The sequence below is a fragment of the Mycobacterium sp. M23085 genome (assembly GCF_045343915.1).
Lineage (GTDB): Bacteria > Actinomycetota > Actinomycetes > Mycobacteriales > Mycobacteriaceae > Mycobacterium.
Genome location: NZ_CP174280.1, coordinates 3,629,798 through 3,646,690, shown reverse-complemented (window position 1 = coordinate 3,646,690; position 16,893 = coordinate 3,629,798). Strand labels below are relative to the sequence as shown.

The following is a 16,893-nucleotide window of genomic DNA, read 5'->3' as shown; positions in this document are numbered from 1 at the left end:
GTTCGCCCCGAAGCAAGCGCGTCGGCCCGGCGACGCCGTCGACCGCCTTCTGGCCGAACCGATCTGGCCACTGGGCGCTCGGCTGGCCTCGTCTCGCTTCTCCTGTCCAGGCGTCACATGGCAACATGAACCGCGACGTACCGAGCAGGGCGACGACGAAAGAGGACGGTCTGTGAGCAAAGCCGATGGCAAGAACGGTGTGCCCAGCACCCTGACCACGATTCCGTTGACCGACCCGCACGCCAAACCCGCCGAACCGTCGATCGGTGATCTCATCAAGGAGGCGACCACCCAGGTCTCCACGCTGGTGCGCGCCGAAGTCGAACTGGCCCGCGCCGAAATTACCCGGGACGTCAAAAAGGGTCTCACCGGCAGCGTCTTCTTCATCGCCGCGCTGGTGGTGCTGTTTTACTCCACCTTCTTTTTCTTCTTCTTCGTCGCCGAACTGCTGGACACCTGGCTGTGGCGCTGGGTGGCGTACCTGATCGTGTTCGGGATCATGGTCGTGGTCGGCGCCGTGCTGGCCCTGCTCGGCTTCCTCAAGGTGCGCCGGATCCGCGGACCCCGCGAGACCATCGAGTCGGTCAAGGAGACGCGCAGCGCGCTCACGCCGGGCCACGACAAGGCCCCCGGTGCCAAACAACTCCCGGATCCCCACGGCAGGCACGCGAAGGCCGGAGACGGCGCTGCCGGCGATCCCTCGGGCTGGTAGATGGCGCCGCCGGATCCGTCGGTAACCCGCATCGAGGGGCCGTGGCGCCACTTCGATGTACACGCCAACGGCATCCGCTTCCACGTCGTCGAGGCCCTGCCCGGCGCGGACGGCCCGCCCGCGACGGCTCGCCCCCTGGTGATGCTGCTGCACGGGTTCGGATCGTTCTGGTGGTCCTGGCGTCATCAACTGCGCGGACTGCGCGGCGCGCGGGTGGTAGCCGTCGACCTGCGGGGCTACGGCGGCAGCGACAAGCCGCCCCGCGGCTACGACGGCTGGACGATGGCCGGCGACACCGCCGGACTCATCCGGGCGCTGGGGCACTCGTCGGCGACCTTGGTGGGCCACGCCGACGGTGGGCTGGCCTGCTGGGCCACCGCCCTGTTGCATCCGCGGCTGGTGTCGGCGATCGCGCTGATCAGTTCACCGCACCCGGCGGCGTTGCGGCGATCCACGTTGACACGACGAGACCAGGCTTATGCGCTTTTGCCGACGCTGCTGCAATACCAAATCCCGGTGTGGCCCGAGCGGGTGTTGACCCGGGACAACGCCGCGGAGATCGAGCGCCTGGTCCGAAATCGTAGCTGCGCCAAATGGGTTGCCTCCGAAGATTTTTCCGAAACCATCGGCCATCTGCGGACGGCGATTCAGATTCCGGCCGCCGCACACAGCGCGCTGGAATATCAGCGCTGGGCCGCGCGCAGCCAGCTGCGCGACGAAGGACGACGCTTCATGAAAGCGATGCGCCAGCAGCTCAGCGTGCCGCTGTTGCACCTGCGTGGCGAGGCGGATCCCTACGTGCTGGCCGATCCAGTCGACCGTACGCAGCGCTACGCGCCGCAGGGACGTTACGTATCTGTCGCGGGCGCAGGGCATTTCGGCCACGAAGAGGCGCCCGAGGAAATCAACCGGTACCTGACGAGATTCCTCGAGCAGGTGCACCTGACCCGAGCGAGGTAACTGCCGCGGCTCAGCCGACGCAGGAGCCGGTGCCCACCACTTGGGTGTCACCGATGCGGGACAGCTGACTGGCCACCTCGTCGGCGGTCAACACGAACCCGGTGTCGGGGTCGTCGACCGCCGCGCCGAAGACCACACCGAGCACGTGACCGTCCAGGTCGATCAACGGCCCACCCGAATTGCCTTGTTCCACACTGGCTCTGATGGTGTAGACGTCGCGGGTGACCGGGGCCGGGTCCCGGTAGATGTCGGGTCCGCTGAGCTTGATCAGCTCACGAATCCTGGCCGGGGTCGCGGTGAAATTCCCGCCTCCGGGATACCCGAGGACCACGACACTGGCACCGGTTTTCGCTTCGCCCTGGGCGAAAGCCAGTGGGGGCGGCGGCAAGTTGGGGACGGCCAGAATCGCGATGTCGACCGCCGGATCGTAGGACACCACGGTGGCGTCCAGCGGATTGCCGCTGGCGTAGATCTGGACGCTGTTGGACCCGGCCACCACGTGCGCATTGGTCATCACCCGGTCGGGTGCGATCACGAATCCGCTGCCCTCCAACACTTTCTGGCAGCTGGGGGCCAGGCTGCGCACCTTGACCACGCTGGGCGCGGTGGCCTGCACCACCGGGTTGCCGGCCAGCTCGGGATCGGGTGAGGCGACGGGAATGACCGGGGTGCGGCTGAACGGCTCCAGCACCGCGGGCAGACCGGAGGTGTTCAGCAACGCGGACAGCCGCTTGGGCACCGTCTTGAGCCAGGGCGGCGCTACGTCGTTGACCTGAGCCAACACTCGCGAACCGCGCACCGCGGCGGCCAGTTCCGGCTGATCCTTGGACTGGGTCAGCGGCGTCGCCAACAACCACGCCGCGGTCAGCACCACGACCAGCTGCACCGCCACCCCGATGACCGAGTCGACCGTCCGGATCAAACGACTGCGGATAGCGCCGCGCACGGCGCGTCCCAGCACCACACCGGCGACCTCGCCGATGACGACCAGCGCGAGGATCAAGAACAGCGCGGCAAACAATTTCGCGCGGGGGGCGGCGATGTGACTGACCAGGTGAGGCGCCAGCAGCACCCCCGCGATCGCGCCCAACAGCACGCCCACGAACGAGAGCAACGAGCCCAACGCCCCCGACCGCCAGCCCGAGATGGCCGCGATGAAGGCGACCGCGAGGACGGCGACATCCAGCCACTGCGACGGCGTCATGGAATTCATCGAGACCGACCCCCGTCGCCGACCAGCGCCATCGCCGCGTCCAACTCCCGCTCGTCGCTGGTGTCCCAGGGCTGGGCCCAGCCGGCCACGTCGAGCAGCGCAGAAATCACCTGGCCAGTGAATCCCCAGACCAGCATCTCGTTGAGCAGAAACGCCGGTCCGGCCCACCGGCGGCCGAGATCGCCGCGGTACACCATCAGCCGGTTCTCCGGGTTGACAAAGGCGCGCAACGGAACTCGCGCCACGATCGCCGTTTCGGCCTCGTTCACAACGGCCACCGGGCCCGGATCCGGCGAGTAGGCCAGCACGGGGACGACGTGGAACTGCGACGGCGCGATGAACATCTTTTCCATCGTGGCCAGGGGGTACAGCCTGTTGACGTCGATGCCGGTTTCCTCGTGGGCCTCGCGCAGGGCGGTGTGCACCGGACCGTCGTCGGTCGGATCGGAGGCGCCGCCGGGGAACGCCGCCTGGCCGGCGTGGTGGCGCAGGGTCGACGCCCGCACGGTGACCAGCAGGTCGGCGTCGTCGGGAAAACCGCCATCGGGCGGACCGGATTCCGGACCGGAGAACAGCACCAGGACAGCGGCTTCGCGGCTCGCACCGCGCAGCGTCGCCACCGCCGACGCGGCCTTGGAGGTGATCATCGCCAGCACGTCGGCCGGCAGGCGGCGCCGGGCCGCATCGGGAACGTCATCGACGTGGTCGACCAGCGGACGCAGCCAGGATGGGCAGGCGTCAGGCCTCAGCGAAACGGCTCCGCGCGCGGGGGCGGGGTCCCCATTCCGCAGGGGCGAACCCCCAGCACTCACGGCCCCTCCAGTCGGTTCAATTTTTCCGCTTATCCCCTGTCGTTGCCGATCGCAGCCGCGATCTCATCGGCAGTGTTGAACGCTCGTGGCAGCGTCTGGGCAACGCTACCGTCCGGCCGGAGGACCACCGTCGCGGGCATCACATTTACCACCCGCAGCGCGGCGGCGACCCGGCGCCGGCCGTCCTGCAGGGTCGGCAGCCGCACACCGAGCTCGGCCAGCCGCAGCAGTGCCGCCGTCTCGTTCTCGTCTTGATGCACCGTCACCACCGTCACGTCCGAACCGGCCCGACGTTGATACTCGGCCATCGCGGGCAGTTCGGCCGCGCACGGCGCGCACCAATATGCCCACAGGTTGAGGACCACCCGGCGCCCGGCCAGCGCGCGGGCAACGTCGACCAGGGAACCGTCGGCGGCGCAGTCGGCCGTCACACCGCGCAGCGCCTCCGGGCCGTCACCGGTTCCGGCGCCCGGGCACGGCGGCAGGTCGGCGCGCTGCCGGGGGCCCGACAACGCGGCGGGTGTGTCGGCGTCGCGGTGTTCCCGGTCGGCCACCGGCTGATCACCGGCGGGGGTCGATGTTGAGGCGGAGTCATCGCGCAGCTGGGCGACCAGCGCCGCGATCAGCGCCACCACCACCGCCAGAATTGCGATGTGCCAGCGGGCCTTCCGGGTCAGCGTCGGCATGCGGTCCCTGTGCGCGGCGGTCCGAAGACCGGCCTACAGCCCGGCCAGGGCGAGCAGGTGCTCGGTTTCCGGGCCCTTCACCAGGGGCGCGGCCAACGCCGCTTCGGTGGGGCCCAGGCCGAAGGAGGGGCAGTCTTTGGCGATCAGGCAGACACCGCATGCCGGTTTGCGCGCATGGCAGACCCGGCGGCCGTGGAAGATCACCCGGTGGCTCAGCATGGTCCACTCACTTCGGTCGATGAGCTCACCGACCGAGTGCTCGATCTTGACCGGATCCTTGTCCGAGGTCCAGCGCCACCTGTGCACCAGCCGGGCGAAATGGGTGTCGACCGTGATGCCCGGGATGCCGAAGGCGTTTCCCAGGATGACGTTGGCCGTCTTGCGTCCGACCCCCGGCAGGGTGACCAGTTCGGCCATGGTCGACGGCACCTCGCCGTCGAACCGTTCCACCAGGGCCTGCCCCAGGCCGATCAGCGAGGAGGCCTTGTTGCGGAAAAAACCGGTCGGCCGGATCAGGTTTTCCAATTCGGCGCGGTCGGCTTGCGCATAATCCAGCGCCGACGGATATCGCTTGAACAGCGCCGGCGTCGTCAGGTTGACGCGTTTATCGGTGCTCTGCGCCGAAAGAATGGTGGCGACCGTCAATTCCAGCGGCGTGGTGAAATCCAGCTCGCAGTGTGCGTCCGGAAATGCCTGTGCCAGCGTTCGATTCATCCGCCGCGCCCGGCGCACCAGGCCCACTCGGGTTTCCCCGGACGCCCGTCCGGCGTCGACGCCGCCGGGCGGGGCCTGAGTCGATTTCGAACGCCCGGACGACTTAGCCGCTGTCACCTACGACAGAGTACTGATTTCGTGATCTCGCCGAGACCCCGTGTTGATTCAAGGCGATGTTTACTCTTCGGTGTGTCGTGGTTGCTGGTGGCCGGTGTTCCGGCGCTGCTGATGCTGGCGGCGCTGGGTCTTGGGCGGCTCGAGTCCGAGCTCGCCCCGGATGCCTTGGCGGCGGCCGATGTCGGCGAGTTCCTCGAGCTTGCCGGCGGCGTGGATGTACACACGCTGGCGTCCGAGGGCATGCCGGAGGCCCTGGAATACCTGCATCGGCGCGAGCTTGCCCAGCTGGCCCAGGCCGCGGCCAACGGCCAGGGCAGCGGACCGCGGCACGCCGCGCCGTCGTTTGCCGTCGGATTCGTCGACCGCGATGAGATGACTTTGCCGACTCGAATACGCGGCCATTCGCCTGTCAATCCGCAGTTTAGGGCACCTCGACACGCCAATCGTGTGTAGCGTTGGCACGTTGGACACAATGGCGTTCCTCTAGACTCGTCACGCGAGCAAGGGGTTAGCCTGCCCGTATCACATTAAATTTTTTGGGAAAGTTGAAGAGGCAACGTGGACGAGATCCTGGCAAGGGCAGGAATCTTCCAGGGGGTTGAACCCGGCGCAGTCACAGCACTGACGAAGCAGCTGCAACCCGTCGACTTCCCCCGTGGACACACGGTCTTCGCTGAGGGAGAACCCGGCGATCGGCTGTACATCATTGTCTCGGGGAAGGTAAAGATCGGTCGCCGCTCGCCGGATGGCCGCGAGAACCTGCTGACGATCATGGGGCCGTCGGACATGTTCGGCGAATTGTCGATCTTCGACCCCGGCCCCCGGACGTCCAGCGCCACCACCATCACCGAGGTGCGTGCGGTGTCGATGGACCGCGACGCGCTGCGCGCGTGGATCGCCGATCGTCCCGAGATTGCCGAACAGTTGTTGCGGGTGCTGGCACGACGCCTGCGCCGCACCAACAACAACCTGGCCGACCTCATCTTCACCGACGTGCCCGGCCGAGTGGCCAAGCAGCTGCTGCAGCTCGCCCAGCGGTTCGGCACCCAAGAGGGCGGCGCCATGCGGGTCACCCACGACCTGACGCAGGAAGAGATCGCGCAGCTGGTCGGGGCTTCCCGGGAGACGGTGAACAAGGCGCTGGCCGACTTCGCCCACCGCGGCTGGATCCGCCTGGAGGGCAAGAGCGTGCTGATCTCGGACTCCGAGCGGCTCGCGCGCCGAGCGAGGTAAGCGCGCGCGAAGCGCGGGCGCAACCGAGCGAGCAATCAGACCGCGAGCGAGGTAAGCGCGCGCGAAGCGCGGGACTACGTTGATGACTCCGCGCGCAGGTGATTCAGCTGCACCTGCACCGACCACTCGGCGGCATCCCAGAGCTTCTCGTCGACATCGACATACACGTGTTCGACGATCCGGCGGGCGCTGGCGTCCTCGCCCAGCTGCCGCAGCGCCGAACGCACCTGATCCAGCCGCTCCCGCCGGTGCTCGAGGTACCCCTGCGCGACGCTCTCCAGATCGGTCAGGTCGGGGCCGTGCCCCGGCAACACCGCCCGTCGGCCCAGGCCACGCAGCCGGCGCAGCGATTCCAGGTAGTCGGTCAGGCTGCCGTCCTCCTTATCGAGGACCGCGGTGCCGCGGCCCAGGACGGTGTCGGCCGTCAACACGGCGTCGTCGAGCAGAAAAGAAAGCGAATCGGCAGTGTGGCCGGGGGTCGCCATGACCTTGATCTTGAGGCCGGCGGCATCGATCACCTCGCCGTCGGTCAGCTCGCCGCCAAGGCCGCGCAGAAACCCGCTGCCCGCCGAACGCACCGTCGCGCCGGTCAGCTCGACCAGCTTGTCGATGCCGTCGGTGTGGTCGCCGTGCCGGTGGCTGATCAGGACCAGGGCGATACGGCCCAGCGCGGCAACCCGGGCGATGTGCTCGTCGTCGTCGGGTCCGGGGTCCACGATGACCAACTCGTCGCTGCGCGGGCAGCGCAGCACCCAGGTGTTGGTGCCCTCGAGCGTCAGCAGGCCGGGGTTATCGGCCAGCAGGACCGACGCGGTCTCGGTGACCGCCCGCAACTTGGCGTACGCGGGATGGGTCAGCGACTCGGCAGCCTGGGTCACGGGCGTCACCCGACCTCGACGATCAGCTCCACTTCCACCGGGGCATCCAGTGGCAGCTCGGAGACGCCGACCGCCGACCGGGCATGCGCGCCCCGCTCGCCGAACACGTCGCCGAGCAACTCGGAGGCCCCGTTGATGACGCTCGGCTGGCCGTTGAAGCCGGGGGCCGAGGCGACGAATCCGACCACTTTGACCACCCGGGTCACCGCATCGATACCCACCAGCGAGTCGATGGCCGCCAGCGCGTTGAGCGCACAGGTCCGCGCCAACGCCTTACCCTCGTCCGGGCTGACGCGGGCCCCGACCTTGCCGGTGGCCAACAGCTTCCCGTCCTGCATGGGGAGCTGGCCCGCGGTGTAGATCAGGTTGCCGGTGCGCACCGCCGGTACATAGGACGCCAGCGGCGCAACCACCTCCGGAAGCGCGAGGCCGAGTTGGCCGAGCCGGTCCGAAGTACTCATCCGACCGATCCCGTTACTTGGGGCGCTTCAGGTACGCGACGTGCTGCTCGCCGGTCGGACCCTGCAGCACCGACACCAGCTCCCAGCCGTCGGCACCCCACTGGTCGAGAATCTGCTTGGTGGCATGCGTCAGCAGCGGAACCGTGACGTACTCCCATGCGGTCGGTTGGCTCATGCCGCGAGCTTATCGGTCGGAGGTGAACCGCTCCGGCCAGCCCAGCGGCCGGTCGGGCTAGCATGCGAAGGTGACCACATCGAGCGGCGGAGCTGCCGTCGGCTGGCCGGCGCGCTTGACCAAGGCGCGGTTACATTTTGTGACCGGCAAGGGCGGCACGGGTAAGTCGACGATCGCGGCCGCGCTGGCGCTGACCCTGGCCGCCGGAGGCCGCAAGGTCTTGCTCGTGGAAGTCGAGGGCCGCCAAGGGATTGCGCAACTCTTCGATGTGCCGCCCCTGCCCTATCAGGAGGTGAAGATCGCGACCGCCGAACGTGGCGGTCAGGTCAACGCGCTGGCCATCGACATCGAGGCCGCTTTCCTGGAATACCTCGACATGTTCTACAACCTGGGCATTGCGGGCCGCGCGATGCGCCGCATCGGGGCGATCGAGTTCGCGACGACGATCGCGCCGGGCCTGCGTGACGTGCTGCTGACCGGCAAGATCAAAGAGACGGTGATCCGCCTCGACAAGAATCGGCTGCCGGTTTATGACGCGATCGTCGTCGACGCCCCGCCGACCGGACGCATCGCGCGCTTCCTGGACGTCACCAAGGCGGTGTCCGATTTGGCCAAGGGCGGCCCGGTGCATTCGCAAGCCGAGGGCGTGGTGAAGTTACTGCACTCCGAGCAGACGGCCATTCACTTGGTCACCCTGCTGGAGGCGCTGCCGGTCCAGGAGACGCTGGAAGCCATCGAGGAGCTGGCGCAAATGCAGCTGCCGATCGGCAGTGTGATCGTGAACCGCAACATCCCCTCCTACCTGCAGCCGGCCGATCTGGCGAAGGCCGCCGAGGGAGACGTCGACGCGGACTCGGTGCGGGCCGGATTGGCACAGGCCGGAATCACCTTGGCCGACCAGGATTTCGCGGGACTGCTGACGGAGACCATCGAGCATGCCACCGTAGTGGCTACGCGCGCCGAGATCGCACAACAGCTCGACGCGTTGAAGGTGGCGCGACTGGAATTGCCGACCATTTCCGACGGGGTCGACCTGGGTAGCCTTTACGAGTTGTCGGAATCGCTTGCACAGCAGGGGGTCCGATGAGTACGACACCTAAACAGCTTGATATGGCGGCCATCCTGGCCGACACAACCAACCGCGTGGTGGTGTGCTGTGGCGCCGGTGGGGTGGGCAAGACCACCACCGCGGCCGCGATCGCACTGCGCGCCGCCGAATACGGGCGGAACGTCTGTGTTTTGACGATCGATCCGGCCAGGCGACTGGCCCAGGCGCTCGGTGTCAGCGACCTCGGTAACACGCCGCAACGCGTCCCCCTGGGGGCGGAGGTTCCCGGCGAGCTGCACGCGATGATGCTCGACATGCGTCGCACCTTCGACGAGATGGTGATGCAGTATTCCGATCCCGGTCGCGCACAAGCGATTTTGGACAACCAGTTCTATCAAACCGTCGCCAGTTCGCTTGCCGGCACGCAGGAGTACATGGCGATGGAGAAGCTCGGCCAGCTGCTGGCCGAGGATCGCTGGGACCTGGTGGTCGTCGACACGCCGCCGTCGCGCAACGCCCTGGACTTCCTGGACGCGCCGAAGCGGCTGGGCAGCTTCATGGACAGCCGGCTCTGGCGGCTGCTGCTCGCCCCGGGCCGAGGCATCGGTCGGTTGGTCACCGGCGCAATGGGTTTGGCGATGAAGGCGATGTCCACCATCCTGGGTTCGCAGATGCTCGGTGACGCCGCCGCGTTCGTCCAGTCGCTGGACGCCACATTCGGCGGCTTCCGCGAGAAGGCCGATCGCACCTACGCGCTGCTGAAAAGGCGTGGGACACAGTTCGTTGTGGTGTCGGCGGCCGAGCCGGACGCGCTGCGCGAGGCCGCCTTCTTCGTCGACCGGCTGTCGCAGGAGGGCATGCCGCTGGCCGGGCTGGTCTTGAACCGCACGCATCCGCCGTTGTGCTCCCTGCCGGCCGAGCGGGCGATCGACGGCAGCGAGATGCTGGACCACGACGGCGATTCCGAAGCCGCGTCGCTAGCCTCGGCGGTCTTGCGGATTCATGCCGACCGGGCGCAGACCGCCAAGCGGGAGATCAGATTGCTGTCCCGGTTCACCGGAGCCAATCCGCACGTGCCGGTCATCGGCGTTCCGTCACTGCCGTTTGACGTTTCGGATTTGGAGGCGCTGCGCGCGCTTGCCGATCAGATCACTTCGGTCGGTGACGATGCGGGCCGGGCAACGGCCCGCTGAGGAACCGGCCCATCTGGTTCGTCGGTGACGATGCGGGCCGGGCAACGGCCCGCTGAGGAACCGGCCCATCTGGTTCGTCGGTGACGATGCGGGCCGGGCAACGGCCCGCTGAGGAACCGGCCCATCTGGCCCAGGCCGTCGTAACAGAATCGTAATGACGAGCGGCGGGCCGTCAGCCCGTCCACCAATTGATGGCGCGGCGCATCAGCGGCCGGCGGAGGGTCAGCCGACGCTGCGGGTCCGCCTCTTGTCGAAGAAGTCCGCCCAGGAAACCACCTCGGGGTGCTGCTTGAGCAGGGCGCGGCGTTGCCGCTCGGTCATGCCGCCCCACACCCCGAACTCGACCTTGTTGTCCAGCGCGTCTGCCCCGCACTCCTGCATCACCGGGCAGTGCCGGCAGATCACTGCCGCCTTACGCTGGGCGGCTCCGCGGACAAACAGTTCGTCGGGATCGGTGGTCCGGCATAGCGCCTTCGAGACCCACGCGATCCGATCTTCGGCATCGACACTGCGGAGTACCCCTTGTGCGGCTGCAATGTTTGTCCTACGCGCCGCCGGCCGTATTGGTGACACGAACTGTTCCCTTCCCTACCGGCCGCCCGTCACGGCCGCCCTCCTTGGGTGCAGATCCAGTCTCGCGATCTACGCCACACTGTGTACTTCGGTGTTACCTGAATCTCACCGTGTGTCTAAGTTAGGTGGTCAGGTGGCAATTGCGCAACAGTCCGATAACGCTTTTTTTGGGACGGGCGTGCCGTCTCGTACCAAACGATCCGCGAAGAAGTGATCTTGCACACTCTGGTGCGGTCTGACCGCTGACGCAAGTGCAAATTCGCGTCCACCGCGCCTGCCCCCGAGATGACCCGATTTTTTGGTGAACTCGCAGCGTGGCGGCGTGACTGGGGGCCGCTACTGTAGTAGCCATGTCTGACCGCCCCCCGGCCGCGCTCACCATCCTCAAGCTCGCGGGGCTCTGTTTGTTGGCCAGCGTCGTCGCCACGGCTCTGCTGTTCCCCTTCGCCGGCGGAGTGGGACTGGTGTCCAATCGGGCCTCGGAAGTGGTGGCCAACGGCTCCGCTCAGCTGCTCGAGGGTGAGGTGCCGGCCGTCTCGACGATGGTCGACGCCAAGGGCAACACCATCGCGTGGCTGTATTCGCAGCGCCGGTTCGAGGTGCCCAGCGACAAAATCGCCAACACGATGAAGCTGGCGATCGTCTCCATCGAGGACAAACGGTTCGCCGAACACAACGGGGTGGACTGGAAAGGCACCCTGACGGGGCTGGCCGGCTACGCCCGCGGCGACGTCGACACCCGCGGCGGTTCGACTATCGAGCAGCAGTACATCAAGAACTACCAGCTGCTGGTCACCGCGAAAACCGACGCCGAGAAGCGCGCGGCGGTGGAGACCACGCCGGCCCGCAAGCTGCGCGAGATCCGCATGGCGCTGACGCTGGACAAGACCTTCACCAAGCCGGAGATTCTGACCCGCTATCTGAACCTGGTCTCGTTCGGCAACGGCTCGTTCGGCGTGCAGGACGCCGCCCAGACCTACTTCGGCATCAACGCCTCCGACCTGAACTGGCAGCAGGCGGCGCTGCTGGCGGGCATGGTGCAGTCGACCAGTGCGCTCAACCCCTACATCAACCCCGATGGGGCGCTGGCGCGGCGAAACCTGGTGCTGGACACCATGATCGAGAACATCCCGCAGGAGGCCGACGCGCTGCGCGCCGCCAAGGCCACGCCGCTGGGCATCCTGCCGCAGCCCAACGAGCTGCCCCGCGGCTGCATCGCGGCGGGCGATCGCGCCTTCTTCTGCGACTACGTGCAGGAATACCTCTCCCGGGCCGGCATCAGCAAGGAACAGGTGGCCCGGGGCGGCTACCTGATCAAGACGACGCTGGACCCGGACGTGCAGATCCCGGTCAAGTCGGCGATCGACAAGTTCGCCAGCCCGACACTGCCCGGCATCTCGAGCGTGATGAGCGTGATCCAGCCCGGCAAGACGTCGCACAAGGTGATGGCCATGGCCAGCAACCGCACCTACGGGCTCGACGTCGACGCCGGTCAAACCATGCGTCCGCAACCTTTCTCACTGGTCGGCGACGGCGCGGGATCCGTGTTCAAGATCTTCACCACGGCCGCGGCCCTGGATATGGGAATGGGCATCAACGCCACCCTTGAGGTGCCCGGCCGGTTCCAGGCCAAGGGCATGGGTAGCGGTGGCGCCAAGGGCTGCCCCAAGGACAACTGGTGCGTGGTCAACGCCGGCAATTACCGCGGGTCGATGAACGTCACCGACGCGCTGGCCACCTCGCCCAACACCGCATTCGCCAAGCTGATCCAGCAGGTCGGGGTGACGCGCACGGTGGACATGGCGATCAAACTGGGGCTTCGGTCCTACGCCGACCCGGGCACCGCGCGCGACTACAACCCGGACAGCAACGAGAGCCTGGCCGACTTCGTCAAGCGGCAGAACATCGGCTCGTTCACGCTGGGCCCGATCGAGGTGAACGCGCTGGAGCTGTCCAACGTCGCGGCCACCCTCGCCTCGGGCGGCACCTGGTGCCCGCCCAACCCGATCGACAAGCTGGTCGACCGCAAGGGCAACGAGGTCGCGGTGACGACCGAGACCTGCGATCAGGTGGTGCCCGAGGGGCTGGCGAACACGCTGGCCAACGCGATGAGCAAGGACGCCCTGGGCGGCGGCACCGCGGCCGGTTCGGCCAGTGCGGCGGGCTGGGACCTGCCGGTGTCCGGCAAGACGGGCACCACCGAGGCGCACCGCTCATCGGGCTTCGTGGGCTTCACCAACCACTACGCGGCGGCCAACTACATCTACGACGACTCCACCACCCCAACCGACCTGTGCTCCTCCCCGCTGCGCCACTGCAGCGAGGGCGACCTGTACGGCGGTAACGAACCGGCCCGCACGTGGTTCACCGCGATGAAGCCGATCGCCACCAACTTCGGGCCGGTGCAGTTGCCGCCCACCGACCCCCGCTACGTCGACGGGGCACCCGGATCCCGGGTGCCCAGCGTCGCGGGCCTGGATATCGACGCGGCACGCCAGCGCATCAAGGAGGCAGGCTTCCAGGTCGCCGACCAGAACAACTTCGTCAACAGCAGCGCAAAGCAGGGTGAGGTGGTCGGCACGACACCCAGCGGCGCAACGATTCCGGGCTCGATCGTCACCATCCAGGTCAGCAACGGCATCCCGCCCGCTCCGCCGCCGCCACCGGAAGGCGCGCCACCTCCGGTCGGCTCGCAGGTCGTCGAGATTCCGGGCCTGCCACCGATCACCATCCCGCTGCTGGCGCCACCGCCTCCGGCACCCGGTCAGCCGCCCCCGTAAGGCGTCGTGACACAAGAGATATGCTGCCCGTCCCCGACCGGCAGTAGGCTGCCAGCATGGCTGATGTTTTGCCCGTGCTGATACGTGCCGGCGCCGCCGCGCTCGGTTCCAGCGTCGCCGGCCTCGGTTATGCCGCGGTCATCGAACGCAACGCGTTCGTCCTGCGCGAGATCACCATGCCCGTGCTGACCCCGGGCTCGACTCCGTTGCGGGTGCTGCATATCAGTGACCTCCACATGACGCCCGGTCAGCGCCGCAAACAGGCGTGGCTGCGCGAACTGGCGGGCTGGGAACCGGATCTGGTGGTCAACACCGGCGACAACCTGGCCCACCCCAAGGCGGTGCCGTCGGTCATCCAGGCCCTGGGCGATTTGCTGTCGCGACCGGGCGTCTTCGTGTTCGGCAGCAACGACTACTTCGGCCCGCGGCTGAAGAACCCGCTGAACTACGTGACCAATCCGTCCCATCGGGTTCGCGGGGAACCGCTGCCCTGGCAGGACCTGCGGGCGGCGTTCACCGAGCGCGGCTGGCTCGACCTCACCCACACCCGGCGCGAGTTCGAGGTGGCCGGTCTGCACGTCGCCGCCGCGGGCGTGGACGACCCGCACATCGACCGCGACCGCTACGAAACCATTGCCGGTCCGGCCAGTCCGGCCGCGAATCTGCGGCTGGGACTGACCCATTCACCCGAACCGCGGGTGCTGGACCGGTTCGCCGCCGACGGCTATCAGCTGGTGATGGCCGGACACACCCACGGCGGTCAGGTGTGCCTGCCGTTCTACGGCGCGCTGGTGACCAACTGCGGTCTCGACCGCTCCCGCGCGAAGGGACCGTCCCGCTGGGGCGCGAACATGCAGTTGCACGTCTCCGCCGGGATGGGCACCTCGCCGTTCGCGCCGGTGCGATTCTGCTGCCGGCCGGAGGCCACCCTGCTGACGTTGATCGCCACCCCGATGGGCGACCGCGACGCGGCCAGCGACCTGAGCCGTTCGCAGCCAACAGCATCCGTGCGTTGACCGACCAGACCCGGATCGCGGTCCGCAGTCGCTCACGCTGCTGGACGGACAACGCAATCCGGCTGATCCAAGCCGACGCCCGGCGCAGCGCCGACACCCACCTGCTGCGCTACCCGCTGCCCTCGGCCTGGGGCACGGAGGCAGACGTCGCGCTCTACCTCAAAGACGAGACGACACACATCACCGGCAGCCTCAAGCACCGGTTGGCCCGGTCGTTGTTCCTCTACGCGCTGTGCAACGGCTGGATCGACGAGGGCACCACGGTGGTCGAGGCGTCGTCGGGTTCGACGGCGGTGTCGGAGGCCTATTTCGCGGCGCTGCTGGGCCTGCCGTTCGTCGCGGTGATGCCCGCGGCGACGAGCACGTCGAAGGTGGCGCTGATCGAAGCCCACGGCGGGCGTTGCCATTTCGTGCAGAGCTCCAGCGAGGTCTACGCCGAGGCCGAGCGGGTCGCGCGGGAGACCGGCGGGCACTACCTGGACCAGTTCACCAACGCCGAACGCGCCACCGACTGGCGGGGAAACAACAACATCGCCGAGTCGATCTTCGAGCAGATGCGCGACGAGCGATATCCCGTCCCGGACTGGATCGTGGTCGGGGCCGGCACCGGCGGAACCAGCGCCACGATCGGCCGCTACATCCGCTACCGGCGGCACGCCACCCGGTTGTGTGTCGTTGACCCGGAGAACTCCGCGTTCTTTCCCGCCTACGCCGGGGACCGCGACGACATCGTGATGGCCGCCTCGTCGCGCATCGAGGGCATCGGCCGGCCGCGGGTGGAGCCGTCGTTCCTGCCCGGCGTGGTCGACCGGATGGTGTCCGTCCCGGACGCGGCGTCGATCGCGGCCGCGCGGCATGCGAGCGCCGTGCTGGGCCGCCGGGTGGGGCCGTCGACGGGCACCAACCTGTGGGGTGCGTTCGGCCTACTCGCCGAGATGGTCGCCGAGGGCCGCAGCGGTTCGGTGGTCACGCTGCTCGCCGATAGCGGCGACCGCTATCGCGACACCTATTTCAGCGACGAGTGGGTGACGGCGCAGGGACTTGACCCGGCGGGACCGGCGGAGGCGCTGGTCGAGTTCGAGCGATCCTGCTCCTGGAAGTGACCTGCCCCACCGCGGTTTGGCCACCCGATGGCCCGGTGCGATAGGCTGTCGAGGCTTCAAGCGGGGTGTGGCGCAGCTTGGTAGCGCGCTTCGTTCGGGACGAAGAGGCCGTGGGTTCGAATCCCGCCACCCCGACCCAGGTTGCGGAAGTTCGCGGCGACGCCGGGCGTCAGCCCTCAAGGGGATGGCGCCGCGAACTCCCTCACTTCATCGTCGCCAGGTTATGCCAGAAGTTCTTCAGGCTGTCCGTCCCGCCGAACAGCGTGGTGAAGTTGGTGGAGTCGACGAGCACGATGTCACCGGACCGGCCGCCGGCCGGCGGCATCCAGATCAGTGCGTTGAACTCGCTGTTGCCCGCCGCGGTAAAGGGATGAGGCCGTTTCGGGTCCACGCGTTGCCTGCCAAGCACGCGCAGCAGGTCGCTTTCGGCAGCGGTGAGCTCGTAGTGCGGCAGGTGCGGGTGAAAGTTCAGCGTTGTGACGTCGTTCAGCAGGCCCAGCGCGTCCAGATCGCGGAAGGCGGTCAGCGGCGCGATCTCGTCGGTCCCCTCGACCAGGGCCGGACGCAACCCCCACGTGTTGTGCACGGGAATGTCGAGCCCCCTCATCAGTGAGCGCAGGTAGGCGGTGAACCGCTGCTGTCGTGGCACCAGCGGATCCCCGTGGTGCAGGTACTCGACCTGGCGCTGCGCCGGGTCGTCGGTGAAGCCGACGTCGTGGTGCGGCGCCAGCAGCAGGCACGTGCCCTCGCGTTTCAGCCAGTCGCGCAGCGCGGCGATCTCTTCGGGCCGCGCCTCGTCTTGGCCGACGAGATGGTCGAGCCCGAACACCATCAGGGTGTCGGCGTCGGCCAATATCCGTTCGTCGATCAACTGCTGGTATCCGGCCTGGTCGATGCGCTGGAACACCGCGACCGGATGGCCGGTGACGTCGGCCGCCAGCCGCTGGAATGCCAGCGTCGAGCGGTGGAACAGCTCCAGGGTGCCGGCGATCCCCTGCAAAAAGTGCGCCTCATCCCAGTCGGGCCCCTCATAGTTTGGCCACGCCGCGCGGCGCACTTCGGTCATGGTCGAAAACCGGTTGTCCAATGCGGCAATATCGCGCTGACATTCCCACGGATAGCTCCACGTCCAGTAGATGCTGATGCGTCGTCCGCCCGTACGCGGTCGCGCCACGTGGGTCTGGTTGTAGGTGCGTGCGGCGGGCAAGGCGCTCATGGT

The 16,893-nt window shown here is 67.9% G+C and carries 18 protein-coding genes and 1 tRNA gene; 10 read left to right on the top strand and 9 right to left on the bottom strand.

What is annotated here, in order from left to right; all coding sequences use genetic code 11:
- Nucleotides 1–172 precede the first annotated feature (172 nt).
- The gene (locus ACIUM1_RS16960; protein WP_406813791.1) at nucleotides 173–712 is read left to right on the top strand and encodes a phage holin family protein; all 540 of its coding nucleotides are present in this window, start codon (nucleotides 173–175) and stop codon (nucleotides 710–712) included.
- Nucleotides 713–1,672 carry an alpha/beta fold hydrolase gene (locus ACIUM1_RS16955; RefSeq protein WP_406813790.1) on the top strand — a complete coding sequence of 320 codons (960 nt, stop codon included), beginning with the start codon at nucleotides 713–715 and terminating at the stop codon, nucleotides 1,670–1,672.
- Between the two features lie 10 nt (nucleotides 1,673–1,682).
- On the opposite strand, the gene marP is transcribed toward ACIUM1_RS16955, so the two are convergent.
- Genes marP through nth form a run of 4 tightly spaced genes read right to left on the bottom strand, consistent with a single transcriptional unit; the run spans nucleotide 1,683 to nucleotide 5,097 of the window.
- Nucleotides 1,683–2,876 carry an acid resistance serine protease MarP gene (gene marP, locus ACIUM1_RS16950; RefSeq protein WP_406817720.1) on the bottom strand — a complete coding sequence of 398 codons (1,194 nt, stop codon included), beginning with the start codon at nucleotides 2,874–2,876 and terminating at the stop codon, nucleotides 1,683–1,685.
- A 5-nt stretch (nucleotides 2,877–2,881) separates the two neighbouring features.
- A complete protein-coding gene (locus ACIUM1_RS16945; RefSeq protein WP_406813789.1) occupies nucleotides 2,882–3,697 on the bottom strand; it encodes an NUDIX hydrolase in 816 nt (271 codons plus the stop codon).
- A gap of 29 nt (nucleotides 3,698–3,726) precedes the next feature.
- On the bottom strand, nucleotides 3,727–4,383 hold the full coding sequence (locus tag ACIUM1_RS16940; RefSeq protein ID WP_406813788.1) for a TlpA family protein disulfide reductase: 657 nt from the start codon (nucleotides 4,381–4,383) through the stop codon (nucleotides 3,727–3,729).
- Between the two features lie 33 nt (nucleotides 4,384–4,416).
- A complete protein-coding gene (nth, locus tag ACIUM1_RS16935; protein ID WP_406817719.1) occupies nucleotides 4,417–5,097 on the bottom strand; it encodes an endonuclease III in 681 nt (226 codons plus the stop codon).
- Nucleotides 5,098–5,286: 189 nt separating this feature from the next.
- Between nth and ACIUM1_RS16930 the strand changes: the two genes are divergently transcribed.
- Nucleotides 5,287–5,667 (top strand): hypothetical protein, encoded by a 381-nt coding sequence (locus ACIUM1_RS16930; RefSeq protein WP_406813787.1) that lies wholly within the window; start codon nucleotides 5,287–5,289, stop codon nucleotides 5,665–5,667.
- Nucleotides 5,668–5,772: 105 nt separating this feature from the next.
- The gene (crp, locus tag ACIUM1_RS16925) at nucleotides 5,773–6,447 is read left to right on the top strand and encodes a cAMP-activated global transcriptional regulator CRP (protein WP_036465140.1); all 675 of its coding nucleotides are present in this window, start codon (nucleotides 5,773–5,775) and stop codon (nucleotides 6,445–6,447) included.
- A gap of 74 nt (nucleotides 6,448–6,521) precedes the next feature.
- Here crp and ACIUM1_RS16920 read toward each other — a convergent pair whose 3' ends face one another.
- The 3 genes from ACIUM1_RS16920 to ACIUM1_RS16910 are packed head-to-tail and all read right to left on the bottom strand — an operon-like array spanning nucleotide 6,522 to nucleotide 7,961.
- Entirely contained in the window at nucleotides 6,522–7,325 is an 804-nt protein-coding gene (locus ACIUM1_RS16920) for an MBL fold metallo-hydrolase (RefSeq protein WP_406813786.1), read from the bottom strand.
- Between the two features lie 5 nt (nucleotides 7,326–7,330).
- On the bottom strand, nucleotides 7,331–7,786 hold the full coding sequence (locus ACIUM1_RS16915; protein WP_406813785.1) for a RidA family protein: 456 nt from the start codon (nucleotides 7,784–7,786) through the stop codon (nucleotides 7,331–7,333).
- Nucleotides 7,787–7,799: 13 nt separating this feature from the next.
- Entirely contained in the window at nucleotides 7,800–7,961 is a 162-nt protein-coding gene (locus ACIUM1_RS16910; protein ID WP_007772224.1) for a DUF4177 domain-containing protein, read from the bottom strand.
- Between the two features lie 70 nt (nucleotides 7,962–8,031).
- Here ACIUM1_RS16910 and ACIUM1_RS16905 point away from each other — a divergent pair, with 70 nt between their 5' ends.
- The gene (locus tag ACIUM1_RS16905) at nucleotides 8,032–9,048 is read left to right on the top strand and encodes an ArsA-related P-loop ATPase (protein WP_406813784.1); all 1,017 of its coding nucleotides are present in this window, start codon (nucleotides 8,032–8,034) and stop codon (nucleotides 9,046–9,048) included.
- Entirely contained in the window at nucleotides 9,045–10,202 is a 1,158-nt protein-coding gene (locus ACIUM1_RS16900) for an ArsA family ATPase (protein ID WP_406813783.1), read from the top strand. The genes ACIUM1_RS16905 and ACIUM1_RS16900 overlap by 4 nt, the downstream gene beginning before the upstream one ends.
- 222 nt (nucleotides 10,203–10,424) lie before the next feature.
- On the opposite strand, the gene ACIUM1_RS16895 is transcribed toward ACIUM1_RS16900, so the two are convergent.
- Complete coding sequence (locus tag ACIUM1_RS16895; RefSeq protein WP_406813782.1) at nucleotides 10,425–10,775, bottom strand: WhiB family transcriptional regulator; 351 nt, start codon at nucleotides 10,773–10,775, stop codon at nucleotides 10,425–10,427.
- A 350-nt stretch (nucleotides 10,776–11,125) separates the two neighbouring features.
- On the opposite strand from ACIUM1_RS16895, the gene ponA2 reads away from it, so the two are divergent.
- From ponA2 to ACIUM1_RS16875, 4 genes are all read left to right on the top strand, one after another.
- Entirely contained in the window at nucleotides 11,126–13,555 is a 2,430-nt protein-coding gene (gene ponA2 / locus ACIUM1_RS16890) for a transglycosylase/D,D-transpeptidase PonA2 (protein WP_406813781.1), read from the top strand.
- A gap of 56 nt (nucleotides 13,556–13,611) precedes the next feature.
- Nucleotides 13,612–14,571: a metallophosphoesterase gene (locus ACIUM1_RS16885; RefSeq protein WP_406813780.1), complete on the top strand. Its 960-nt coding sequence runs from the start codon at nucleotides 13,612–13,614 to the stop codon at nucleotides 14,569–14,571.
- A complete protein-coding gene (locus ACIUM1_RS16880; RefSeq protein ID WP_406813779.1) occupies nucleotides 14,568–15,674 on the top strand; it encodes a PLP-dependent cysteine synthase family protein in 1,107 nt (368 codons plus the stop codon). Before ACIUM1_RS16885 ends, ACIUM1_RS16880 begins: the two co-directional genes overlap by 4 nt.
- Before the next feature lie 61 nt (nucleotides 15,675–15,735).
- Nucleotides 15,736–15,809 (top strand) — tRNA-Pro (locus ACIUM1_RS16875).
- A gap of 67 nt (nucleotides 15,810–15,876) precedes the next feature.
- On the opposite strand, the gene ACIUM1_RS16870 is transcribed toward ACIUM1_RS16875, so the two are convergent.
- On the bottom strand, nucleotides 15,877–16,890 hold the full coding sequence (locus ACIUM1_RS16870) for a hypothetical protein (RefSeq protein ID WP_406813778.1): 1,014 nt from the start codon (nucleotides 16,888–16,890) through the stop codon (nucleotides 15,877–15,879).
- Nucleotides 16,891–16,893 lie beyond the last annotated feature (3 nt).

Excerpts from the sequence above, each read along its gene's own strand:
- ACIUM1_RS16885 (WP_406813780.1), top strand. The coding sequence starts at position 13,612 with ATGGCTGATGTTTTGCCCGTGCTGATACGTGCCGGCGCCGCCGCGCTC.
- ACIUM1_RS16870 (WP_406813778.1), bottom strand. The coding sequence starts at position 16,890 with ATGAGCGCCTTGCCCGCCGCACGCACCTACAACCAGACCCACGTGGCG.
- ACIUM1_RS16900 (WP_406813783.1), top strand. The coding sequence starts at position 9,045 with ATGAGTACGACACCTAAACAGCTTGATATGGCGGCCATCCTGGCCGAC.
- ACIUM1_RS16940 (WP_406813788.1), bottom strand. The coding sequence starts at position 4,383 with ATGCCGACGCTGACCCGGAAGGCCCGCTGGCACATCGCAATTCTGGCG.
- ACIUM1_RS16910 (WP_007772224.1), bottom strand. The coding sequence starts at position 7,961 with ATGAGCCAACCGACCGCATGGGAGTACGTCACGGTTCCGCTGCTGACG.
- ACIUM1_RS16915 (WP_406813785.1), bottom strand. The coding sequence starts at position 7,786 with ATGAGTACTTCGGACCGGCTCGGCCAACTCGGCCTCGCGCTTCCGGAG.
- marP (WP_406817720.1), bottom strand. The coding sequence starts at position 2,876 with ATGACGCCGTCGCAGTGGCTGGATGTCGCCGTCCTCGCGGTCGCCTTC.
- ponA2 (WP_406813781.1), top strand. The coding sequence starts at position 11,126 with ATGTCTGACCGCCCCCCGGCCGCGCTCACCATCCTCAAGCTCGCGGGG.
- ACIUM1_RS16955 (WP_406813790.1), top strand. The coding sequence starts at position 713 with ATGGCGCCGCCGGATCCGTCGGTAACCCGCATCGAGGGGCCGTGGCGC.
- nth (WP_406817719.1), bottom strand. The coding sequence starts at position 5,097 with ATGAATCGAACGCTGGCACAGGCATTTCCGGACGCACACTGCGAGCTG.